Annotated in this window: 19 protein-coding genes and 1 tRNA gene; 18 read left to right on the forward strand and 2 right to left on the reverse strand. The window is 45.4% G+C overall.

Annotation, left to right across the window (positions count from 1 at the left end):
• Positions 1-6: 6 nt before the first annotated feature.
• Genes G3M65_RS04190 through G3M65_RS04240 form a run of 11 tightly spaced genes read left to right on the forward strand, consistent with a single transcriptional unit; the run spans position 7 to position 9,216 of the window.
• Positions 7-231 (forward strand): hypothetical protein, encoded by a 225-nt coding sequence (locus G3M65_RS04190; protein WP_173833343.1) that lies wholly within the window; start codon positions 7-9, stop codon positions 229-231.
• A complete protein-coding gene (locus tag G3M65_RS04195) occupies positions 232-792 on the forward strand; it encodes a class I SAM-dependent methyltransferase (protein ID WP_173833344.1) in 561 nt (186 codons plus the stop codon).
• A gap of 1 nt (position 793) precedes the next feature.
• Positions 794-1,372: an NAD(P)H-dependent oxidoreductase gene (locus G3M65_RS04200; RefSeq protein ID WP_173833345.1), complete on the forward strand. Its 579-nt coding sequence runs from the start codon at positions 794-796 to the stop codon at positions 1,370-1,372.
• Positions 1,369-1,989 (forward strand): nitroreductase family protein, encoded by a 621-nt coding sequence (locus tag G3M65_RS04205; protein WP_173833346.1) that lies wholly within the window; start codon positions 1,369-1,371, stop codon positions 1,987-1,989. Before G3M65_RS04200 ends, G3M65_RS04205 begins: the two co-directional genes overlap by 4 nt.
• A complete protein-coding gene (locus G3M65_RS04210; RefSeq protein ID WP_173833347.1) occupies positions 1,990-2,742 on the forward strand; it encodes a sulfite exporter TauE/SafE family protein in 753 nt (250 codons plus the stop codon).
• 4 nt (positions 2,743-2,746) lie between these two features.
• On the forward strand, positions 2,747-4,042 hold the full coding sequence (aroA, locus tag G3M65_RS04215; RefSeq protein WP_173833348.1) for a 3-phosphoshikimate 1-carboxyvinyltransferase: 1,296 nt from the start codon (positions 2,747-2,749) through the stop codon (positions 4,040-4,042).
• Complete coding sequence (locus G3M65_RS04220; protein WP_173833349.1) at positions 4,039-5,298, forward strand: DUF8196 domain-containing protein; 1,260 nt, start codon at positions 4,039-4,041, stop codon at positions 5,296-5,298. Before aroA ends, G3M65_RS04220 begins: the two co-directional genes overlap by 4 nt.
• Positions 5,292-5,777 carry an N-acetyltransferase gene (locus G3M65_RS04225; protein ID WP_173833350.1) on the forward strand — a complete coding sequence of 162 codons (486 nt, stop codon included), beginning with the start codon at positions 5,292-5,294 and terminating at the stop codon, positions 5,775-5,777. The genes G3M65_RS04220 and G3M65_RS04225 overlap by 7 nt, the downstream gene beginning before the upstream one ends.
• Positions 5,764-7,494: a bifunctional 3'-5' exonuclease/DNA polymerase gene (locus G3M65_RS04230; protein ID WP_173833351.1), complete on the forward strand. Its 1,731-nt coding sequence runs from the start codon at positions 5,764-5,766 to the stop codon at positions 7,492-7,494. The genes G3M65_RS04225 and G3M65_RS04230 overlap by 14 nt, the downstream gene beginning before the upstream one ends.
• 10 nt (positions 7,495-7,504) lie before the next feature.
• The gene (locus tag G3M65_RS04235) at positions 7,505-8,170 is read left to right on the forward strand and encodes a flagellar basal body L-ring protein FlgH (RefSeq protein ID WP_173833352.1); all 666 of its coding nucleotides are present in this window, start codon (positions 7,505-7,507) and stop codon (positions 8,168-8,170) included.
• Positions 8,131-9,216 (forward strand): flagellar basal body P-ring protein FlgI, encoded by a 1,086-nt coding sequence (locus tag G3M65_RS04240; RefSeq protein WP_173833353.1) that lies wholly within the window; start codon positions 8,131-8,133, stop codon positions 9,214-9,216. Before G3M65_RS04235 ends, G3M65_RS04240 begins: the two co-directional genes overlap by 40 nt.
• On the opposite strand, the gene rnr is transcribed toward G3M65_RS04240, so the two are convergent.
• Positions 9,213-11,315, reverse strand: coding sequence for a ribonuclease R (rnr, locus tag G3M65_RS04245; protein WP_254426311.1), 2,103 nt, complete (start codon positions 11,313-11,315; stop codon positions 9,213-9,215). The two genes, G3M65_RS04240 and rnr, sit on opposite strands and share 4 nt — an antisense overlap.
• Here rnr and G3M65_RS04250 point away from each other — a divergent pair.
• The 7 genes from G3M65_RS04250 (at position 11,314) to queA (ending at position 16,732) form a co-directional block, all read left to right on the forward strand.
• A complete protein-coding gene (locus G3M65_RS04250; RefSeq protein WP_173833354.1) occupies positions 11,314-11,619 on the forward strand; it encodes a dephospho-CoA kinase in 306 nt (101 codons plus the stop codon). The two genes, rnr and G3M65_RS04250, sit on opposite strands and share 2 nt — an antisense overlap.
• Positions 11,620-11,660: 41 nt before the next feature.
• Positions 11,661-11,933: a 30S ribosomal protein S15 gene (gene rpsO, locus G3M65_RS04255; protein ID WP_173833355.1), complete on the forward strand. Its 273-nt coding sequence runs from the start codon at positions 11,661-11,663 to the stop codon at positions 11,931-11,933.
• Positions 11,930-14,008, forward strand: a complete 2,079-nt coding sequence (locus G3M65_RS04260) for a polyribonucleotide nucleotidyltransferase (protein WP_438616892.1) — start codon at positions 11,930-11,932, stop codon at positions 14,006-14,008. Before rpsO ends, G3M65_RS04260 begins: the two co-directional genes overlap by 4 nt.
• Positions 13,999-14,070: transfer RNA gene (locus G3M65_RS04265), tRNA-Thr, on the forward strand. Before G3M65_RS04260 ends, G3M65_RS04265 begins: the two co-directional genes overlap by 10 nt.
• An 11-nt stretch (positions 14,071-14,081) precedes the next feature.
• Positions 14,082-14,528, forward strand: a complete 447-nt coding sequence (gene dut / locus G3M65_RS04270) for a dUTP diphosphatase (RefSeq protein ID WP_173833357.1) — start codon at positions 14,082-14,084, stop codon at positions 14,526-14,528.
• Between the two features lie 3 nt (positions 14,529-14,531).
• Complete coding sequence (locus G3M65_RS04275) at positions 14,532-15,719, forward strand: cation:proton antiporter (RefSeq protein ID WP_173833358.1); 1,188 nt, start codon at positions 14,532-14,534, stop codon at positions 15,717-15,719.
• Positions 15,716-16,732, forward strand: coding sequence for a tRNA preQ1(34) S-adenosylmethionine ribosyltransferase-isomerase QueA (gene queA / locus G3M65_RS04280; RefSeq protein WP_173833359.1), 1,017 nt, complete (start codon positions 15,716-15,718; stop codon positions 16,730-16,732). Before G3M65_RS04275 ends, queA begins: the two co-directional genes overlap by 4 nt.
• On the opposite strand, the gene guaB is transcribed toward queA, so the two are convergent.
• Complete coding sequence (gene guaB, locus G3M65_RS04285; protein ID WP_173833360.1) at positions 16,733-18,190, reverse strand: IMP dehydrogenase; 1,458 nt, start codon at positions 18,188-18,190, stop codon at positions 16,733-16,735.
• Positions 18,191-18,193: the final 3 nt, after the last annotated feature.

Genomic DNA, 18,193 nt, shown 5'->3' on the forward strand with positions numbered 1-18,193 from the left:
GTTGTCATGGAAAACTTTGACAGGGAAAAGGCAAAAGAGTATCTAAGAAGGCTTGAAAGCCTAAGTCAGATGATATACGCCTGTGCGGAGGAGGCGGAAGAGTGTGCGGGCTACGCTCCAATGGAAGGTTGTGAAAGGTTCATGAAGGCTCTTATGGAAGACCTTAGAAAGAACCTTGAGTCAGTAAGAGAAGCCATAGACTACTGGAAGTATCAACTTCAGGAGGAATAGATGGCTTTTAAGTTTCCAGAAGAAAACTGGCGGGTGCTTCTTTTGCCAGAAAGACAAAGTTGGCAAAACCTTGAGGACTTTTTCAAAGTAGCAAAGCCAAATAAAGAGGAGGTTTGGGCAGATATTGGGTGTGGTCCAGGATACTTTACCATACCCCTTGCGGAAAGGGTAAAAAAGGTCTATGCCATAGACCAGTCAGGCTTTATGTTAGATAGGTGCAGAGAAAGGGCTAAAAGCCTTAGAAACATAGAATATATCCAGTGTGGAGAAAACCGTATACCTCTTGAGGACAAATCGGTGAATGTAAGCCTTCTCGCAAACCTATTTCATGAACTTTTAGAGCCCAAAGCCTTTATGGAAGAAGTAAACAGGATAACCACCCACAAGATAATCCTCATTGACTGGCATCCCATACCATCACCAGCAGGACCACCCCTTGAGGATAGAATTCCAGAGGAAAAGGTCATTGACTTTATGCAAAAAGAAGGCTTTAAACTCATAGAAAGCCACGCCATATTTCCATACCATTATTTTTTAATCTTTCAGACAAAGGAGGTATAAGATGGTATGTATAATCTACGCCCATCCAAACCCAAAGAGCTTCAACAAGGCTATAAAGGAAGTTGTCCTTGAGACTTTGTCCGCCAAGGGTGTTCAATACAACTTGAGAGACCTATATGCCCTTGAGTTTAATCCTGTCTTGTCCGCAAGGGATTTTGAAACCTTTTTATCGGGTGGCGTGCCAGAGGACGTAAGAAGGGAGCAGGAGATAATAAAAGGTGCAAAACTTTTGGTCTTTATATATCCCATATGGTGGACAGGCATGCCTGCAATCCTAAAGGGCTACATAGATAGGGTTTTTAGCTACGGTTTTGCTTACGAAGAGAGAGATGGAGAGCTTGTTGGACTTCTCTCTGACAAAAAAGCCTTCATAATAAACACCCTTGGAGCTTCTGAGCTTGACTATAGACCCTCAGGCATGGAGGAGTGCCTAATAAAGACCACGGATATTGGCATTTTCAAGTTCTGTGGCATTGAAGTAATAAGACATCTTTTCCTGTATGCAGTGCCATACGTAAGCGACGACGAAAGGAAAGCCATGTTAGACAAGGTCAAAAAACAGCTGGAGGAAGTGCTATGAAAGAATGTTTAAGATTAATCACAGAAAGGAGGTCTATTACCTTTTTTGACCCAAGGAGGGATGTGCCAGATGAAATAATAAAGGAGATACTTGAGGTTTCCGCAACCGCACCCTCTGGCTACAACCTTCAACCATGGGAAGTTATAGTGGTAAAGGATAAGGAGAAAAAGAAGAGGCTAAGGGAAATATGCTATAACCAACAAAAGGTGGAAGATGCCAGTGCTAACATAGTGCTTATTGCCAACACAAGGGCAGGCTTTGAGCATGTGGACAGAGTTTTGCAAAGCTGGGAGGAGCTGGGCTATATAAAGCCAGAGGCAAAAGAGAGCCTAAAAAGCCAAATTATAGCAGGTTGGCAAGACCCTCAAAGAGCCTTCAGAAAAGCGGTTAGAGACACAGCCCTTTTTGGCATGACTATAATGATAACTGCCAGAGCCTACGGGCTTGAGACCCATCCTATGGAAGGCTACGACGAGGCAAGGCTTAAGGAATTTTTGCAGATAGAAGACCACAAGGTAGTGCCTATGATAATAGCCATAGGATACAAAGACCCATCCAAAGAGCTTTTGCCAAGGGCTTACAGGTTTAAGTTTGAGGAGTTTGGAAAGATAGTCTAAATGGAATACTTCCTTTTATCCTTTTGCTCTGCCTTTTTGGCAGGAGCTATAAACTCAGTTGCAGGTGGTGGGACGCTTATTACCTTTCCCACTCTCCTATGGCTTGGGCTTGACCCAGTGGTTGCCAACATAACAAACACCGTTGCCCTCTGGGTAGGCTCCCTTTCTGGTGCTTTTGGCTTTAGGAAAAGAATACAGGAGGTAAAAAGCCTTATTCTGCCTTTTCTTATCTCTTCTACTGTAGGTGCGGTAGTGGGTGCGGTGCTTTTAATAAAAACACCCTCTCAAACCTTTAAGTCCATAGTGCCCTTTCTCATATTCTTTGCGGTCTTTATGCTTGCCTTTAGCGAGGTCATAAGAAGATTTTTGGCTAAGTTTGTAATTCAAGAGAAAAACCTTCCTTTGCTTTTGCCTCTTTTCCTTCAGTTTATAACCGGCGTATATGGAAGTTACTTTGGTGCAGGCATAGGCATAATGATGCTGGCGAGCCTAACGCTTTCTGGAGTGTATCACATACACACCGCAAATGGGCTAAAAAACCTTCTTGGCTTTTCTATAAACCTCCTTGGTGCTATTATTTTCATATTTAGTGGTAAGGTAAGTTGGGCTTACGCACTTTTTATGATGCCGGGCTTTGCTCTTGGTGGATATGCAGGAGCAAAAATCTCTCAAAGGTTTAAGCCAAAGGTGGTAAGGTTCTTTGTAATAGTGTGGGGGCTTTTCATAGGAATTTACCTGCTTTTGGTAGAATAGTCATATGCTTAAACTAAGAAGGGCAAAAAAGGCAAAAGGCGAGCTAAGAGTTCCTTCAGACAAGTCCATATCCCATAGGGCGGTAATATTCTCTGCCATAGCAGAGGGTGAAAGCCACATAAAAGAGTGGTTAGCTTCCGAAGATACAAAGGCAACCTTAGATATAGTAAAAAAACTTGGCGTGGAAGTAAAGAGAAAGGGAAAGAACCTAAGGGTAATTGGAAGGGGATATCAGTTTCGTGAGCCACTTGAGGTGCTTGATGCCAAAAACTCTGGCACTACCGCAAGGCTTATGATGGGGGTGTTAGCCACTCAAGACTTTTTCAGTGTCATAACGGGGGATGAAAGCCTAAGGCAAAGACCTATGCTAAGGGTTGTAGAGCCTCTCAGACAGATGGGAGCCTTTCTTGATGGAAGGGAAAAGGGAAACAAACTTCCTGTGTGCATAAGAGGTGGTAAGTTAAGGGGTATTTCCTTCTTTAATAGAAAGGCATCCGCACAGGTAAAGTCCGCACTTTTGCTTGCAGGGCTAATGGCGGAAGGATACACGGAGGTTTTAGAGCCTGTCCTTTCAAGGGACCACACGGAGAGAATGTTAAGAACCTTTGGTGTGGAGATTATTCAGTTAGAGGGACAGGAGGGTCATGTGGTAAAGCTCACGGGAGGGCAAAGCCTTAAAGCTACTGAGATATTCTGTCCTGCGGACCCATCCTCTGCGAGCTTTTTTATCGTTTTGGCTTGCCTTCTTGAAGGCTCGGAGCTTGTTCTCAAAGATGTCCTTGTAAATCCTACAAGGGATGGCTTTTTTAGAAAACTCAGACAGATGGGAGCGGACATAAGGTATGAAAACCTAAGGGAGCTATCTGGGGAGCCAGTAGCGGACCTTTACGTTAGGTATAGTGGAAGGCTAAAGGGTGTGGAGGTTTTGCCAGAAGAAGTGCCTTCTATGATAGATGAGCTTCCTATCCTGGCGGTGGTTATGGCTCTTGCGGAAGGAAAGTCTGTGGTAAGGGGTGCTCAGGAGCTTCGCGTAAAAGAAAGCGACCGTATAAGGGCAGTGGTTGAAAACCTTAGGTCTATGGGTGCAAAAGTCCAGGAGCTTGAAGATGGCTTTGAGATAGAGGGCGTTGAAAACCTCAAGGGTGCTACCATAAAGACCTACAAAGACCATAGGATAGCCATGGCTTTTTCCATAGCGGGGCTTGTGGCGGAGGGTGAGACTGTGATAGATGAACCTGCCTGCGTTGCGGTTTCTTATCCAAACTTTTACAAAGACCTTGACTATATTATAAAGGGATGACAGTGGAAGAGCTTCTTTCCAAGATGCGAGCGGTCTTTACTCCAGAGCAGGTGGAAGTGCTTACTGAGTTTATTAAGTTTTTAGACAAGTTGGTAAAGGCTACCGACTTTATGGAAGTAAAGGAGGCTATAATCCGACTTGAGAACTCCATTGAGTCTCTAAGGGATGTGGTCAGAGAGCTTGCTCAAAACCAAAGGAAAGTGGATGAAAGCATCTTGGAGCTTAAGGAAGTCCAGAAGGTAACCGAGCAGAGGATAGCAGAGCTTGCAGAAGCACAGAGGAGGACAGAAGAGTCAGTTAGAGAACTCCATGAAGCACAAAAGGTAACTGAACAAAAGATAGCAGAGCTTACAGAGGCTCAGAAGAGGAATGAAGAAGAGCTAAAAGAATACAGAAAGATAACTGAGCAAAAGTTTGCTGAGCTTGCGGAATCTCAAAGGGAAATGCAACAAGCAATCAAAGAACTTACAGAGGCTCAAAAAAGAAATGAGGAATCAGTCAAGGAACTGCGTGAAGCACAGAAAATAATTGAACAAAAGATGGCAGAACTCATAGAGGCTCAAAGGAGAAGTGAGGAAGAGTTTAGAGAATACAGGAAAATAACAGAACAAAAGTTTGCAGAGCTTGCAGAAGCTCAAAAGAGAAACGAGGAAGAACTCAAAGAATACAGGAAGATAACTGAGCAAAAGTTCGCTGAACTTGCAGAGGCTCAAAGGAAAAATGATGAATCAGCCAAAGCACTGCGTGAGGCACAAAGGATAAGTGAGCAAAAGCTCGCTGAACTTTCTGAGGAATCTAAAAAAACTCAAAGGATTTTCCAAGAGTTTATGGAATCTCAAAAGGAGCTTAACAGAAAACTCGGTGGCATAGACCAAACAATGGGTTATATGCTTGAAAATGAAGCCTATAGGAACTTGCCTGGCTACCTTGAGAGAAAGTTTGGTATAAAGGTTCACACTCGCATAATAAGAAAAGAGGTAAATGGAAAGGAAATAAACCTTTTGGCGGAGGGAGAAAGAAACGGGCAAAGGGTTTTGATAGTGGGCGAGGCAAAAAGCAGGTTAGCCATAGGTCCAGAGAGGGCTAAGGATATCTTTGAGGAGTTAGAGGATAAAATAAGGGCTGTGCTTGAGGAGTATAGAGAATACACTGAGGAGAATGTAGTGCCAGTCATAGTTACTCACTTTGCCAGTAAAGGTTTTCTGGAAGAGGCGGGCAAGCAAGGATACATAGTGGTTCAGAGCTTCGAATGGTGATTAGAAAGGCAAAGTTAAAAGACGCAGGAGAGATATATAACCTGATAAACCATTATGCCAAAGAAGGCATCTTACTTCCCAGAAGCCTTAACTCCATATACGAGAACATAAGGGATTTCTGGGTCTGCGAAGAAGGTGGCAATCTTATAGGTTGTGCGAGTCTCCACATAGTCTGGGAAGACCTTGCGGAGATAAAGAGCCTTGCGGTAAGCGAAGAGCATAAAGGTAAAGGCATAGGCACTATGCTTGTGGAGGCGTGTTTGAAAGAGGCGGACGAGCTCGGTGTTAAAAGGGTCTTTGTCCTCACCTACGCTCAGGGCTTTTTCTCAAAGCTAAACTTCGAAGAAGTAGAGAAGATAAAACTACCTCACAAGGTCTGGGGTGAGTGTGTAAACTGTGTTAAGTTCCCCTCTTGCGATGAGATAGCCATGTGGATAGACCTTGAAAAGGTCAGTATAAAACATGATGCCAAAGTTTAGCTACATAACATCAAGGGAAAGACTTGCTGGTGTATACAACCACCTTAAGGAGGAAAGATACCTTTTCCTTGACACAGAGGTCTCTGGTGACCAGATAAGACTTGTTCAGGTTGGGGGGCAAGAAGACATATTCATACTGGACCTTTTTGACCTTGGGGAAGAGGGTGTGGTATTTCTTAAGAGGTTGCTTTCTGAAAGAGGTATAGTGGGGCATAATTTGAAGTTTGACCTTAAATATCTATATACCTATGGAATAGAACCCTATGCGGTTTTTGATACTATGATAGCAAGCCAGCTTCTTGGGAATACAGACAAGCACTCTCTTCAAAAGGTTGCCATGCACTACCTGGGGCAGGTTCTGGACAAGGGGCTTCAGGCATCAAACTGGGGACAACCTTTTCTTGGAAGAGAACAGCTTGAATACGCCGCCTTGGACGTTAAGGTGGTAAGAGACCTTTTTTATCTTTTTCTTGAAAAGCTGAACGAACACCCTCACAGGGAAGAGGTGCTCCTCAAAACGAGAACTTCAAGGGTCTTTGGGCTTACTAACCCAGTTGCCATAGTGGAGATGGCTTTTGTGCAAGAGACCGCAAAGTTAGAGATGGTGGGTATACCAGTGGACAGAGAGGAGTTGGAGAGGAAGCTAAAGGAACAAGAAAAACTCCTACAAAAACGGGTCATGGACTTTATGCTTCGGTATAGAACAGACCCTATGTCTCCCAAACAGGTGGGAGACCTTCTCACAAAACGTTTTGGTCTTGACCTTCCAAAGACAGAAAAGGGTAATGTTTCTACCGATGATAAGGCTTTGGCGGAGCATTCGCTCCATCCTGTGGTATCTGAGCTTCTTGAAATAAGGGGTTTGAAAAAAAACATAGAGAAACTCCAAGAGATAAAGGAAAAACTTAGGGGCAACAGAGTATACCCTGAGTTTAGGCAAATAGGTGCTATAACTGGCAGGATGGCAAGCATGAACCCAAACGTGCAAAACATACCAAGAAATCTCAGGAGCATCTTTAAGGCAGAAGAAGGCAAAACCTTCGTCATAGCGGACTTTTCTCAGATTGAGCTAAGGATAGCAAGCGAATACGTGGGGGAGGAGAGGATGATTCAGGCTTTCATGGAAGGCAAAGACCTTCACCGCTACACCGCCAGTGTATTTTTAGGCAAACCTGAAGACCAGATAACAAAGGAGGAGCGTCAGCTTGCCAAGGCGGTGAATTTTGGTCTCATATACGGCATATCCGCAAAGGGTCTTGTGGAATATGCAAAGACATACGGAGTAGACCTCTCCCTTGAGGAGGCTCAGAAGATAAGGGAAAGCTTTTTTGGCTATTACACCGCCATAAGAGCGTGGCATGAGAGGGTAAAGAAAGAGCTAAGGGAGTTTAAAGAGTCAAGGGGACACACACTGCTTGGAAGACATTATACCGCTCATACCTTTCCAGATGCAGTAAACTACCCAATACAAGGCACAGGAGCAGACCTTCTTAAACTTTCTGTCCTTATGTTTGACGCAGAACTGAGAAGAGAAAACCTCAGGGCTAATGTGGTTAACCTTGTTCATGACGAAGTTTTGGTGGAATGTGAGGAACATATTGCGGAGAGGGTCAAGGAGCTTTTAGAAAGGGCGATGAAGCATGCGGGTAAGATAGTGCTTAAACAAGTCCCTGTAGAGGTGGAAGTTTCTATAAACAAAAGGTGGGAAAAGGACTAAATTATTAAACATGGGGAGGTTTTGGATTTTAACAATTTGGTTTTTAGTCTTTTCTTGCGGACCAAAGCTAAGCACTCTGGAAGAATATGAGAGGAAAAATCCATATCCTGCTGGTGAAGAAAAACTTGAGTATGCCTCAAGAGGAAGCATTATGCCAAAAAACGGCTACCAAGACCTCTACTCAGAAAGAAGGGCAAGCAAAGTGGGTGATGTTATATTCCTTCAGGTAGTGGAAAGCATAAACGCTGTGGAAAGCGTTTCAAATCAAACTCAAAGGTCATCAGCCTTTCAGCAAGGTATTAGTTCCTTTTTTGGTATCTCACAAAACACCCTTGCAGATATAGGTGGTCGCGGCTCTGGAAATGTAAACACAAAGGGGTCTGGTAAAGTCCAACAAACAGGTGTCTTGACCACAAGGCTTGCGGGTAGGGTAATGAAGGTTTATCCCAACAACACCATGCTTATAGAAGCTAAGAAAAATATAATAATGAACAACGCCCAAAGGGAGGTGGTTCTGAGGGGTGTAGTAAGACCAGAAGACATAGACAGCACCAACACCGTCTCCAGCGATAAAATAGCCAACCTTGAGGTTTTCATAGATGGAAAGGGTTTTCTGGCAGATGGAGGTAGCCCAGGATGGTTTGCAAGAATATTAGCAAAGGTTTTGCCTTTCTGATACTTTTCTTTTCTTTTAGCTTTGCCACACGCATAGGAGATGTGGCAACTATAGAAGGAAATAGGAGCAACTACCTTGTAGGCTACGGTCTCGTGGTAGGGCTTAGGGGTACAGGCGATGGAAAAAGCACCCTCTTTACGGTGAAGAGCATAGCCAATATGCTAAATAGGATGGGTATAGTGGTAGACCCAAGGAGGATGACCACAAAAAATGTAGCGGCGGTGATGGTTACAGCCAAGCTCCCACCCTACGCAAAGCCAGGGATGTCCATAGACGTGGAGGTTTCCTCCATAGGTGATGCAAAAAGCCTTGAGGGAGGAACACTTTTGTTAACACCCCTACGAGGTCCAGATGGCGAAGTCTACGCCCTTGCTCAAGGGCAGGTTATAGTAGGGGGTTACGAGGCGAGGGGTAGAGGGGCTCAGCAAGTGAAGAACACACCCACGGTTGGTAGGATACCAAACGGTGCAGTGGTGGAAAGGGAACTGCCCCTACAAGGAACGTGGGAAGAGTTAAGTCTTTATCTGGACAGTCCAAGTTTTTCCTTGGCAAAGCTCATACAGGACAGGATAAACACAGAGTTTGGTGTGCAGGTTGCTCAGGCTGTGGATGCAAGCACTGTAAGGCTTAGGATTCCAAAGGAGATGAACCCCGTTGATTTTCTTGCCAAGGTGGAAGACATAAGGATTGATGTGCCATCTGTGGCAAGGGTTGTTGTGGACAGCAGGACTGGAACAGTTCTTCTGGGTGGTGATGTTACTATAAACCCAGTCTCGGTGGCCGTGGGTAGCCTTACGGTCACCATCAAGGAAGCCCCAGAGGTGGTTCAACCACCTCCCCTTTCACCGGGTGAGACAAGAACAGTCCCAAGAACAGAGTTAAAGGTTCAGGAAAAGGAGGCAAGGCTTGTGGAGCTAAGGGGTGCAAGTGTCTCACAGCTTGTGGAGTCCCTTAATAGGATAGGAGCCACACCGAGAGAGATAATATCAGTCCTGCAAGCCATTAAAGCCGCAGGAGCCTTGAGGGCAAAGTTAGAAGTTCTCTAAACTAAGACAAGCTCAAGCCTTGCTCTGTCTTCGTCCACGCCCACCACCTTGACCCTTACCCTATCGCCCAACCTGTAGACTTTGCCACTGCTCACGCCCACAAGCCTGTAGGCAGGCTCATCGTATACATACTGGTCCTCTTTGAGAGTGCTTATGTTTACAAAGCCCTCCACAAGATATTCCTGAATTTCTACAAAAACACCAAAGGAAACAACGCCAGTTATTATTCCCTCAAACTCCTCACCAATATGAGCCTTCATAAAGCGTGCCTTTAACCTGTCTATGGCTTCCCTTTCCACTTCCTCCGCAAGCCTTTCCTGTTGTGAAAGGTGCATGCCTGCCATTTCAAGATATTCAAGGGTCTTTTCGTAGTTTATATCCTGACCTCTTAGAGCCTTTTTAAGAAGTCTATGGACTATCAGGTCAGGGTATCTCCTTATAGGTGAGGTAAAGTGAGCGTAATGCTCTGATGCAAGACCAAAATGCCCTAAGTTGTGAGGAGAGTAATGAGCCCTTTTCATGCTTCTGAGGGTCAAAAACCTCACCAGGTTTTCCTCTGGTCTTCCTTCAAAGTCCTCTATTATCTTCTGGAAGAACTTTGGGCTGAGGGAGGGCTTTTTAACCTTGTAGCCAAGCCCCGCAAGAATTTCAAGAAGGTTTTCCACCTTTTGGGGGTCTGGCTTTTCATGAACCCTGTAAAGGCATGGATATCCCATACTTTCAAGGTGCATGGCTACCGTTTCGTTTGCAGAGACCATGAACTGCTCTATTATCCTATGAGCTACATGTCTCTCATAGGGCATAAGGGCAACAGGCTCGCCAAATTCGTCCACCACAAGCTCCGCCTCTGGCAAGTCAAAGTCTATGCTTCCCTTCTCCCATCTTACCCTTGAGAGTATCCTGTAGAGGTTTTCCATGAGCCTGAGAGGCTCCACAAGCTGTGGATACTTGCTTTCGAGAGCTGGATCACCCACTATGAGCCTGAGGGATTCGTTATAGGTAAGCCTCGCCTTGCTCCTTATGACGCTTTCGTATATGTGGTATTCTAAAAGCCTTCCCCTCTCATCAAAGTGCATCTCACAGGTAAAGGCAAGCCTGTCTTCGTTGGGTCTAAGGCTACAAAGGTCTCCTGCAAGCCTTTCTGGAAGCATATGCAACGCCCTGTCAGGCAGGTAGAAGGTAAAACCTCTCTTGAAAGCCTCCTTATCTGTTGCAGAACCCTCTTTAACAAAGTAGGAAACATCCGCAATGTGAACCCAAAGCCTATATCCCTCGGGAGTTTTCTCTATGGCCACTGCGTCGTCAAAGTCCTTTGCCCTCTCTGGGTCTATGGTAAAACACAGCTGGTCTCTTAAGTCTTTTCTATTTCTTAGCTCTTTGTTAAGGTCCACTTGGATAGCCCCTACTTCCTTCAAAACCTCTTGAGGATATGAGGTAGGCAAGTTATACTTTCTTATAAGCACCTCTATAACGAGGTTTTTATCCTCAGGATGACCGAGCACCTCCTTTATTCTACCTACCGCAGGATTTTCTCTTGTAGGAAACTTCTTTATCTCCACAACCACAAGAGTGCCATCCTTTAGGTCTTGACACTTGTCTCCTTCAAGAAGTATGGTTTGATGCTGGTTTTCGTCCACAGGTATACCAAGACAGAACTTTTTTCTTTTAAGGAGCTTACAAACTATTTCCTTTTTCGCCCTCTTTAGGACTCTGAGAACCCTTATCTCCTTTTTACCCTTATATTCCACAACCTTCGCCTTTACCACATCACCCCCGAAGAGCCTCACCATCTCAAAGGGAGGTATGTATATGTCCTTTTTGCCTTCTCCTATCTGCAAAAAGCCAAAGCCCGCAGGGTAGGGTATCACCTTTCCGCTTACTATCTCTTCCTCCACATAGGAATACTTACCCTTCTGTAAAAGAACCTTACCAGACTTCCTAAGAGACTTAAGAGCCTTTTTTAGACTTTTTCTCCCCTTCTGGTCAAGCCCAAGCCTATTGAGTATTTCCTCAAAGCTAAGAGGCTTTTTGCTATTCTTAATAAGGTTTAGGATTTTATCCTCTATGGATACCCCTTCCATTGTAAAATATTTAACCATGAAAGACTGGAAAATTTACAGTGCAAAGATTGAAGAATTAAGGAAAGTCCTTGAGGAAAGCCTGAGCGGTCTTGATGTAGAGTATGAACTTATAACTCCCGAAAACCCAAACTTTGACAAAAGCCTTAAAGTTCCCTACCTCCTCCTGAGATACTACACAGACGAGCAACATTCCCATGAGAGAAAAATAGAGCTTTTTGAGTATTACTTTGATACCCCGGTTGAAGAGACCGCAAAGCTCATAAAGGACATGGTTGAAGAATTTCTTATGGAAATAGACCAGAGCGAATACGGTGGTGGTTGAGATATAATAATATCTTTTGAAGAAACCCAGGAGGAAAAAAGATGGCATTACCAAAGGCGTTAAAGGAGGAGCTTATAAGAAGTTTCCAGAGGCATGACAAAGACACGGGTTCCCCAGAGGTGCAGATAGCCATATTAACGGAACGCATAAACAAGCTCACCGAGCACCTTAAAAAGCACAAAAAGGATGTGCACTCAAGGAGGGGGCTTATAGCCCTCATACACGCAAGAAGAAGGCATCTTGAATACCTCAAGGAGAGGGACTACAAGAAGTATTTAGAGGTGGTAGAAAGGCTTGGGTTGAAGGTAAGATGATGGAAAGAGTAGTGGCAAAGCTGGGAGAGTCTGAAATTTCTATAGAAACGGGACTTTATGCCAAATTGGCGGACGGTGCGGTAGTTGTCCGTCAGGGTGAGACCGCAGTGCTGGTGACTGCGGTTATGTCCGAAGAGCCAGTTCAGGGCATAGACTTTGTCCCTCTGTCGGTAGACTACAGAGAGCAGTCCTCCGCTTGGGGTAAAATTCCAGGAGGTTTTGTAAAGCGGGAGGGCAAGCCCACAGACAGAGAGGTGCTGGTCTCGAGGGTAATAGACAGACCTATAAGACCAATGCTACCCGAAGGCTTTTTCCACGATGTTATAATCACAGCCCTTACCCTCTCTGCGGATGACAAATACGACCCTGATGTGCTTGCCATAACCGGAGCCTCGGCTGCGCTCCATATATCACGCATACCCTTTGAGGGTCCCATAGCAGGAGTGAGGGTTTGCAGGGTAGATGGCAAGTTTTCCGCAAACCCCACCTATGAGGAAAGACAGAAGGCAGACCTTGAGATAGTTATGGCTGGGAGCAAGGACGCTATAGTTATGGTGGAAGGTGGGGCAAAGGAGGTGGACGAGGATACCCTTGCAGAAGCTCTATACTTTGGACTTTCCGCCATACAAGACCTTATAAGAGCTCAGGAGGAGCTAAGGGAGAAGGTTGGAGTTCCAAAGGTTTCTTTTGAAAGCATGGAGCTTCCCGAAGATATCCAAAAGCAACTTGAAGAATTTTGCACTCCAAAGATAATCCAGTCCTTTGGTATATCAGATAAAAGGGAAAGGAAAACCTTCCAGTCTGACATACTTAAGGAGTTCATAGAAAGCTATCAGATCCCAGAAGACTTACATTTCAAGCTCTCCTACAATTACAAAAAGCTCATAAGCAGGCTGATGAGAAAACAAGTCCTCCAAGAGGGCAGACGCATAGATGGAAGAGGACCCAAGGACATAAGACCCATAAGCATACAGGTTCATCCCTTTGAGAGACCTCACGGCAGTGCCATATTCACAAGGGGTCAAACCCAGGCTTTTGCCACAGCTACCTTAGGCTCACCAGAAGAAGCTCAGATGGTGGAAAGCATATACGAAGGTGAAACCTTCAAGAGGTTTATGCTCCACTACAACTTCCCACCCTTTTCTACCGGCGAAGCCAAGCCATGGGGTCCACCAAGAAGAAGAGAAATAGGACACGGTGCTCTTGCGGAAAGGGCAATAGAACCTCTTATCCCGCCAGAGACAGAATTTCCCTACATTATAAGGGTAGTCTCTAACATCCTTGAGTCCAACGGTTCTACTTCCATGGCAACTGTTTGTGCTGGTTCTTTGGCTCTCTTTGATGCAGGAGTGCCTCTCAAAAAGCACGTAGCAGGCATAGCCATGGGGCTTATAATGGAAGGCGAGTCCTATGTCATACTCTCTGACATACTAGGAGACGAAGACCAGCTTGGAGACATGGACTTCAAAGTAGCTGGCACAAGAGATGGTATAACCAGCGTGCAGATGGACATAAAGATAAAAGGTTTAAGGAAAGAGATAATGAAGGAAGCCCTCCAGCAGGCAAAGGAGGGAAGGTTATACATTCTGGAAAGGATGTATGAAGCCATGCCAGAGCCGAGAAAAGAGGTATCCCCCTACGCGCCCAAGATAGAGATAATCACCATACCAGAAGACAAGGCTTTGGTGGTAATAGGACCAGGCGGGAGAAATGTCAAAGAGTTCAGAGACAAGATGGGTGTGTCCGTATGGGTGCATGAGGGTGGAAGGGTGTCCTTGACCTCCAACTCAAAGGAAGCCATAGAGGAGGTCAAGCGGATAATCCAGGGACTTGTGGCAGAGGTGGAAGTGGGCAAGGTTTACAAGGGCAAGATAACAAGGGTTGAACCCTATGGCGTTTTTGTAGAGATACTGCCCGGGAAGGTGGGGCTCTTGCACGTGAGTAAGATGGAAGGATATATTAAGGATGTTAGGGCTCGCTTTAGCGTAGGGGATGAGCTCTTGGTGAAGGTGCTTGAGGTAGACGAGCAAGGAAGACCAAAGCTCACCAATATGGGCATAAAGGAGCCGGCGTAGCTCAGCGGCAGAGCGAGGCACTCGTAATGCCTAGGTCGTGGGTTCAAATCCCACCGCCGGCTTGGAGAAGGCTATGAAGATAAAGGTCAAAAGGCTTCCTCATGCGGAAGGGCTACCATTACCCTTTTATGCCACAGAGCATGCCTCTGGTATGGACTTGCTTTCTGCGGTCTACGAGCCCATAGTCCTAAAGCCTATGCAGAGAGCACTTATTCCCACAGGCATTGTGGTTGAAATACCACCGGGCTACGAAGCCCAAATAAGACCTAGGAGCGGTTTAGCCATAAAACACGGCATAACCCTTCTAAACACCCCAGGCACCATAGATGCGGACTACAGAGGGGAGATAAAGGTAATTCTTATAAACCTTGGCGAGGAAGACTTTGTAATAAACAGAGGGGACAGGATAGCACAGATGGTCATATGCCCAGTGGTAAGGGTTGAGTTGGAGGAGGTGGAGGAACTTAGCACCACCCGTAGGTCTGATGGAGGCTTTGGTTCAACGGGTTATAATATATGAGCCATGGACCTTCACACCATTTTCCTCTATCTTGCCATAATACTCTTTCTGGCGAGGGTGATAGGAGACACTTTTGGAAGGCTTGGACTGCCACCAGTCCTTGGAGAGATATTGGTAGGTGTTCTGTTGGGCAAAAGTGCCCTTGGTCTTATCCAGCCCAGTGAGGTTATAAGGCTTCTTGCGGAGATAGGGGTCATACTTCTGCTTTTTCATATAGGGCTTGAGGCGGATATAAACCAGCTCAAAAAAGTTGGCTTATCAGCCTTCGTAGTTGCCTTTGTGGGTGCCTTTACGCCGATGGTTCTTGGAACGCTTTTGAGCCACTATGTGTTAAACCTGCCACTAACCGTTTCCCTTTTTATAGGTGGGACTTTGACTGCCACCAGTATCGGAATAACCGTAAGAGTGCTTGACGACCTTGGGAAGATGAAAGAGAGGTTTGCACAGATAGTGTTAGGTGCTGCGGTGCTTGACGATATCTTTGGTGTTGTGGTGCTTGCAGGTCTTTTTGAGTTTTCAAAGGAAGGTGTGGTTCACTTTGATGCCATAACTATGCTTGTTTTGTATATTGCTACCTTCTTTGTTTTCTCACCCATACTTGCCCAGATACTGGCAAGGATAATAGCTATACTCTCTAAAAAGCTAAAAACAGAAGACTTTATACCACCCACGGTGGTTGCCACCATATTCCTCTTTGCCTTCCTTGCTCACGAGGTCGGCTCTCCAGAGATACTTGGAGCTTTTACCGCAGGTTTAGCCCTTTCAAGACGCTTTGCATTACCCTTTGCGGTGTTTCTTAGAACGGACGAAAGGCTCGCCCACAAGGTAGAACATACCATAATGCCACTGGTTTGGGTTCTCACACCCATATTCTTTGTTTATGTCGGGCTTCAGCTAAATCTAAAAGCCATAGACTTTAGCTCTGCCAAATTCTGGGTTCTTTCCCTTTTGGTGTTAGGAGTTGCGGTCTTTGGAAAGGTTATATCAGGCTTCTTTGTGAGGGGTTCTTTGAGAGAAAGACTACTAATAGGCTTTTCCATGCTTCCAAGGGGTGAGGTAGGGCTTATATTTGCGGAGTTTGGAAGGCAAAGTGGTCTCTATGACGATACGCTCTATGCGGTGGTCATATTTGTAGTAGCTATTACGACGCTTCTTGCACCTGTTATTCTCAAGTATCTTGCAAAGGAATGAAGGTAGAAGATTTTGACTATGAGCTTCCTGAAGAGCTAATAGCTAAGTATCCTGTCCAGCCAAGGCACGAGGCAAGGCTTATGGTTTTAAACAGAGCAGAAAAAAGCATAAGGCAAGACATTTTTTGGAACTTACCCTTATACCTCAATAGGGGAGACCTCTTAGTTTTTAACAACTCCAAGGTCTTGCCTGCAAGGCTTTATGGCAGAAAACCCACTGGTGGCAAGGTGGAAGTCTTGCTAACAGATTTTGTAAACAAAGAAGTAAACAAAGAAGAATGGTATGCCCTAATAGGAGGCAAAGGTATAAAGGAAGGTCTTATAATCCATGTAGGGGATGACCTACAAATAGAAGTGTTAGAACACGTAGAGGGAGGAAAGTTCAAAGTAAAACTTTTAGCACAAGACCCAATAAAAGCTCTTGATAAGTATGGAAAAATTCCCATACCACCCTATCTCAAAAGAGAAGAAGAACCCGTAGACAGGGTCTACTACCAGACAGTGTTCGCTCAAGTGGAAGGCTCTGTGGCAGCACCTACCGCAAGCCTTCACTTTTCAGAGGAGTTATTGCAGAGGTTAGAGGAGTTTGGCATCAAGAAAACCTTTATAACTCTTCATGTATCCTATGGGACTTTTAAGCCAGTAAAGGTTTCTGAGGTGGAGCTACACAGGGTTGAGCCTGAGTATGTTAAAGTTTCAGAGGATACAATTAGGCTAATAAAGGAAACAAAAGAGAGAGGAAACAAGGTTGTAGCGGTTGGCACAACTGTTGTAAGAGCTTTGGAAACAGCAGGTTTTGAACCCTTTGAAGGCTGGACAGACCTATATATATACCCGGGCTATAGCTTTAAGGTGGTGGACGCACTAATTACGAACTTCCATCTTCCCAAGTCTTCGCTCCTTTTCCTTGTGTGTGCCTTTGGAGGTAGAGAGTTTATCCTTCAGGCTTACAAAGAGGCGGTAAGAGAAAGGTATAGGTTTTACAGCTATGGAGATGGGATGTTGGTGCTCTAACTACTCCACCCAGTAGTTGGGAGCTTCCTTTGTTATCTGCACATCGTGCACATGAGATTCTCTGTAGCCAGCCCACGTTATACGGACAAACTTCGCTTTTTGACGGAGCTCCTCAAGGTTCCTTGCACCCACATAACCCATTCCAGACCTAAGACCCCCCACAAGCTGGTATATAACATCGCTAAGCCTCCCTCTGTATGGCACTCTGCCCTCTATACCCTCTGGGACAAACTTCTCAAGTTTTTCCTGTCCGTATCTGTCCGCACTCCTTCTGCTCATCATAGCACCCAAAGAACCCATACCTCTGTATACCTTATAAGCTCTACCTTGATAGTAGACGGTCTCTCCAGGAGATTCCTCCGTGCCTGCCAAAAGGTTTCCAAGCATCACAGAGCTTGCACCCATGGCTAAGGCTTTGACAATATCCCCCGAATACTTTATGCCCCCATCCGCTATTATGGGAACACCGTATTCTCTTGCCACTTCGTAAGCCCACCTTATGGCAGTAAGCTGAGGAACACCTACTCCTGCCACTATACGCGTGGTGCATATAGACCCAGGACCTACGCCCACCTTTATGGCATCCGCACCAGCCTTTATGAGGTCAAGGGTTGCCTCCTTTGTTGCCACATTACCCGCAATAACCTGCAGGTCTGGATAGTGAGACTTTATCTTTTCCACAGTTTCTATAACCCTCTTTGAATGCCCGTGCGCAGTATCTACAGCTATCACATCCACACCCGCAGAGACAAGGGAGGAAACCCTTTCCATGGTATCTGGACCTGTCCCAACCGCAGCACCTACTCTGAGCCTTCCAAGTTCATCCTTACAAGCGTTGGGATACTTTTTCCTTTTGGTTATATCCTTTATGGTTATAAGACCCACGAGCCTACCTTCCTTGTCCACTATAGGGAGCTTTTCCACCTTGTGCCTTTGAAGTATCTCGGTGGCCTCCTCAAGGGTAACCCTTTCCTGAGCCACTACGAGGTTCTCAGAAGTCATAAAGAGGGAAACGGGCTTGTCATAGTCGGTGGGCTTTATGAACCTGAGGTCTCTGTTGGTAAGTATGCCCACGAGCTTGTCTCCGTCGCTTACAACAGGCACGCCTGATATCCTGTATCTTTCCATTATCTCAAGAGCTTGCTTGACGGTAGTATCTGGCTTTACAGTCACGGGCTGGAGTATCATACCGCTTTCGGACTTCTTGACCTTTTCTACCTCTTGGGCTTGCTCCTCTATGGAGAGGTTTCTGTGTATTATGCCAATGCCACCCTCTCTGGCAAGTGCTATAGCAAGCCGAGACTCTGTTACCGTATCCATTGCAGCGGATACGATGGGTATGTTGAGCCTTATCTTCTTTGTGAGCCAAGTGGAAACATCCACCTCGTGGGGCAAAACTTCAGAATACTGGGGGACTAAAAGTAGGTCATCAAAGGTATAAGCATCAAAGACTTCCATGTA

It is taken from the genome of Hydrogenobacter sp. T-8 (assembly GCF_011006175.1).
Lineage (GTDB): Bacteria > Aquificota > Aquificia > Aquificales > Aquificaceae > Pampinifervens > Pampinifervens florentissimum.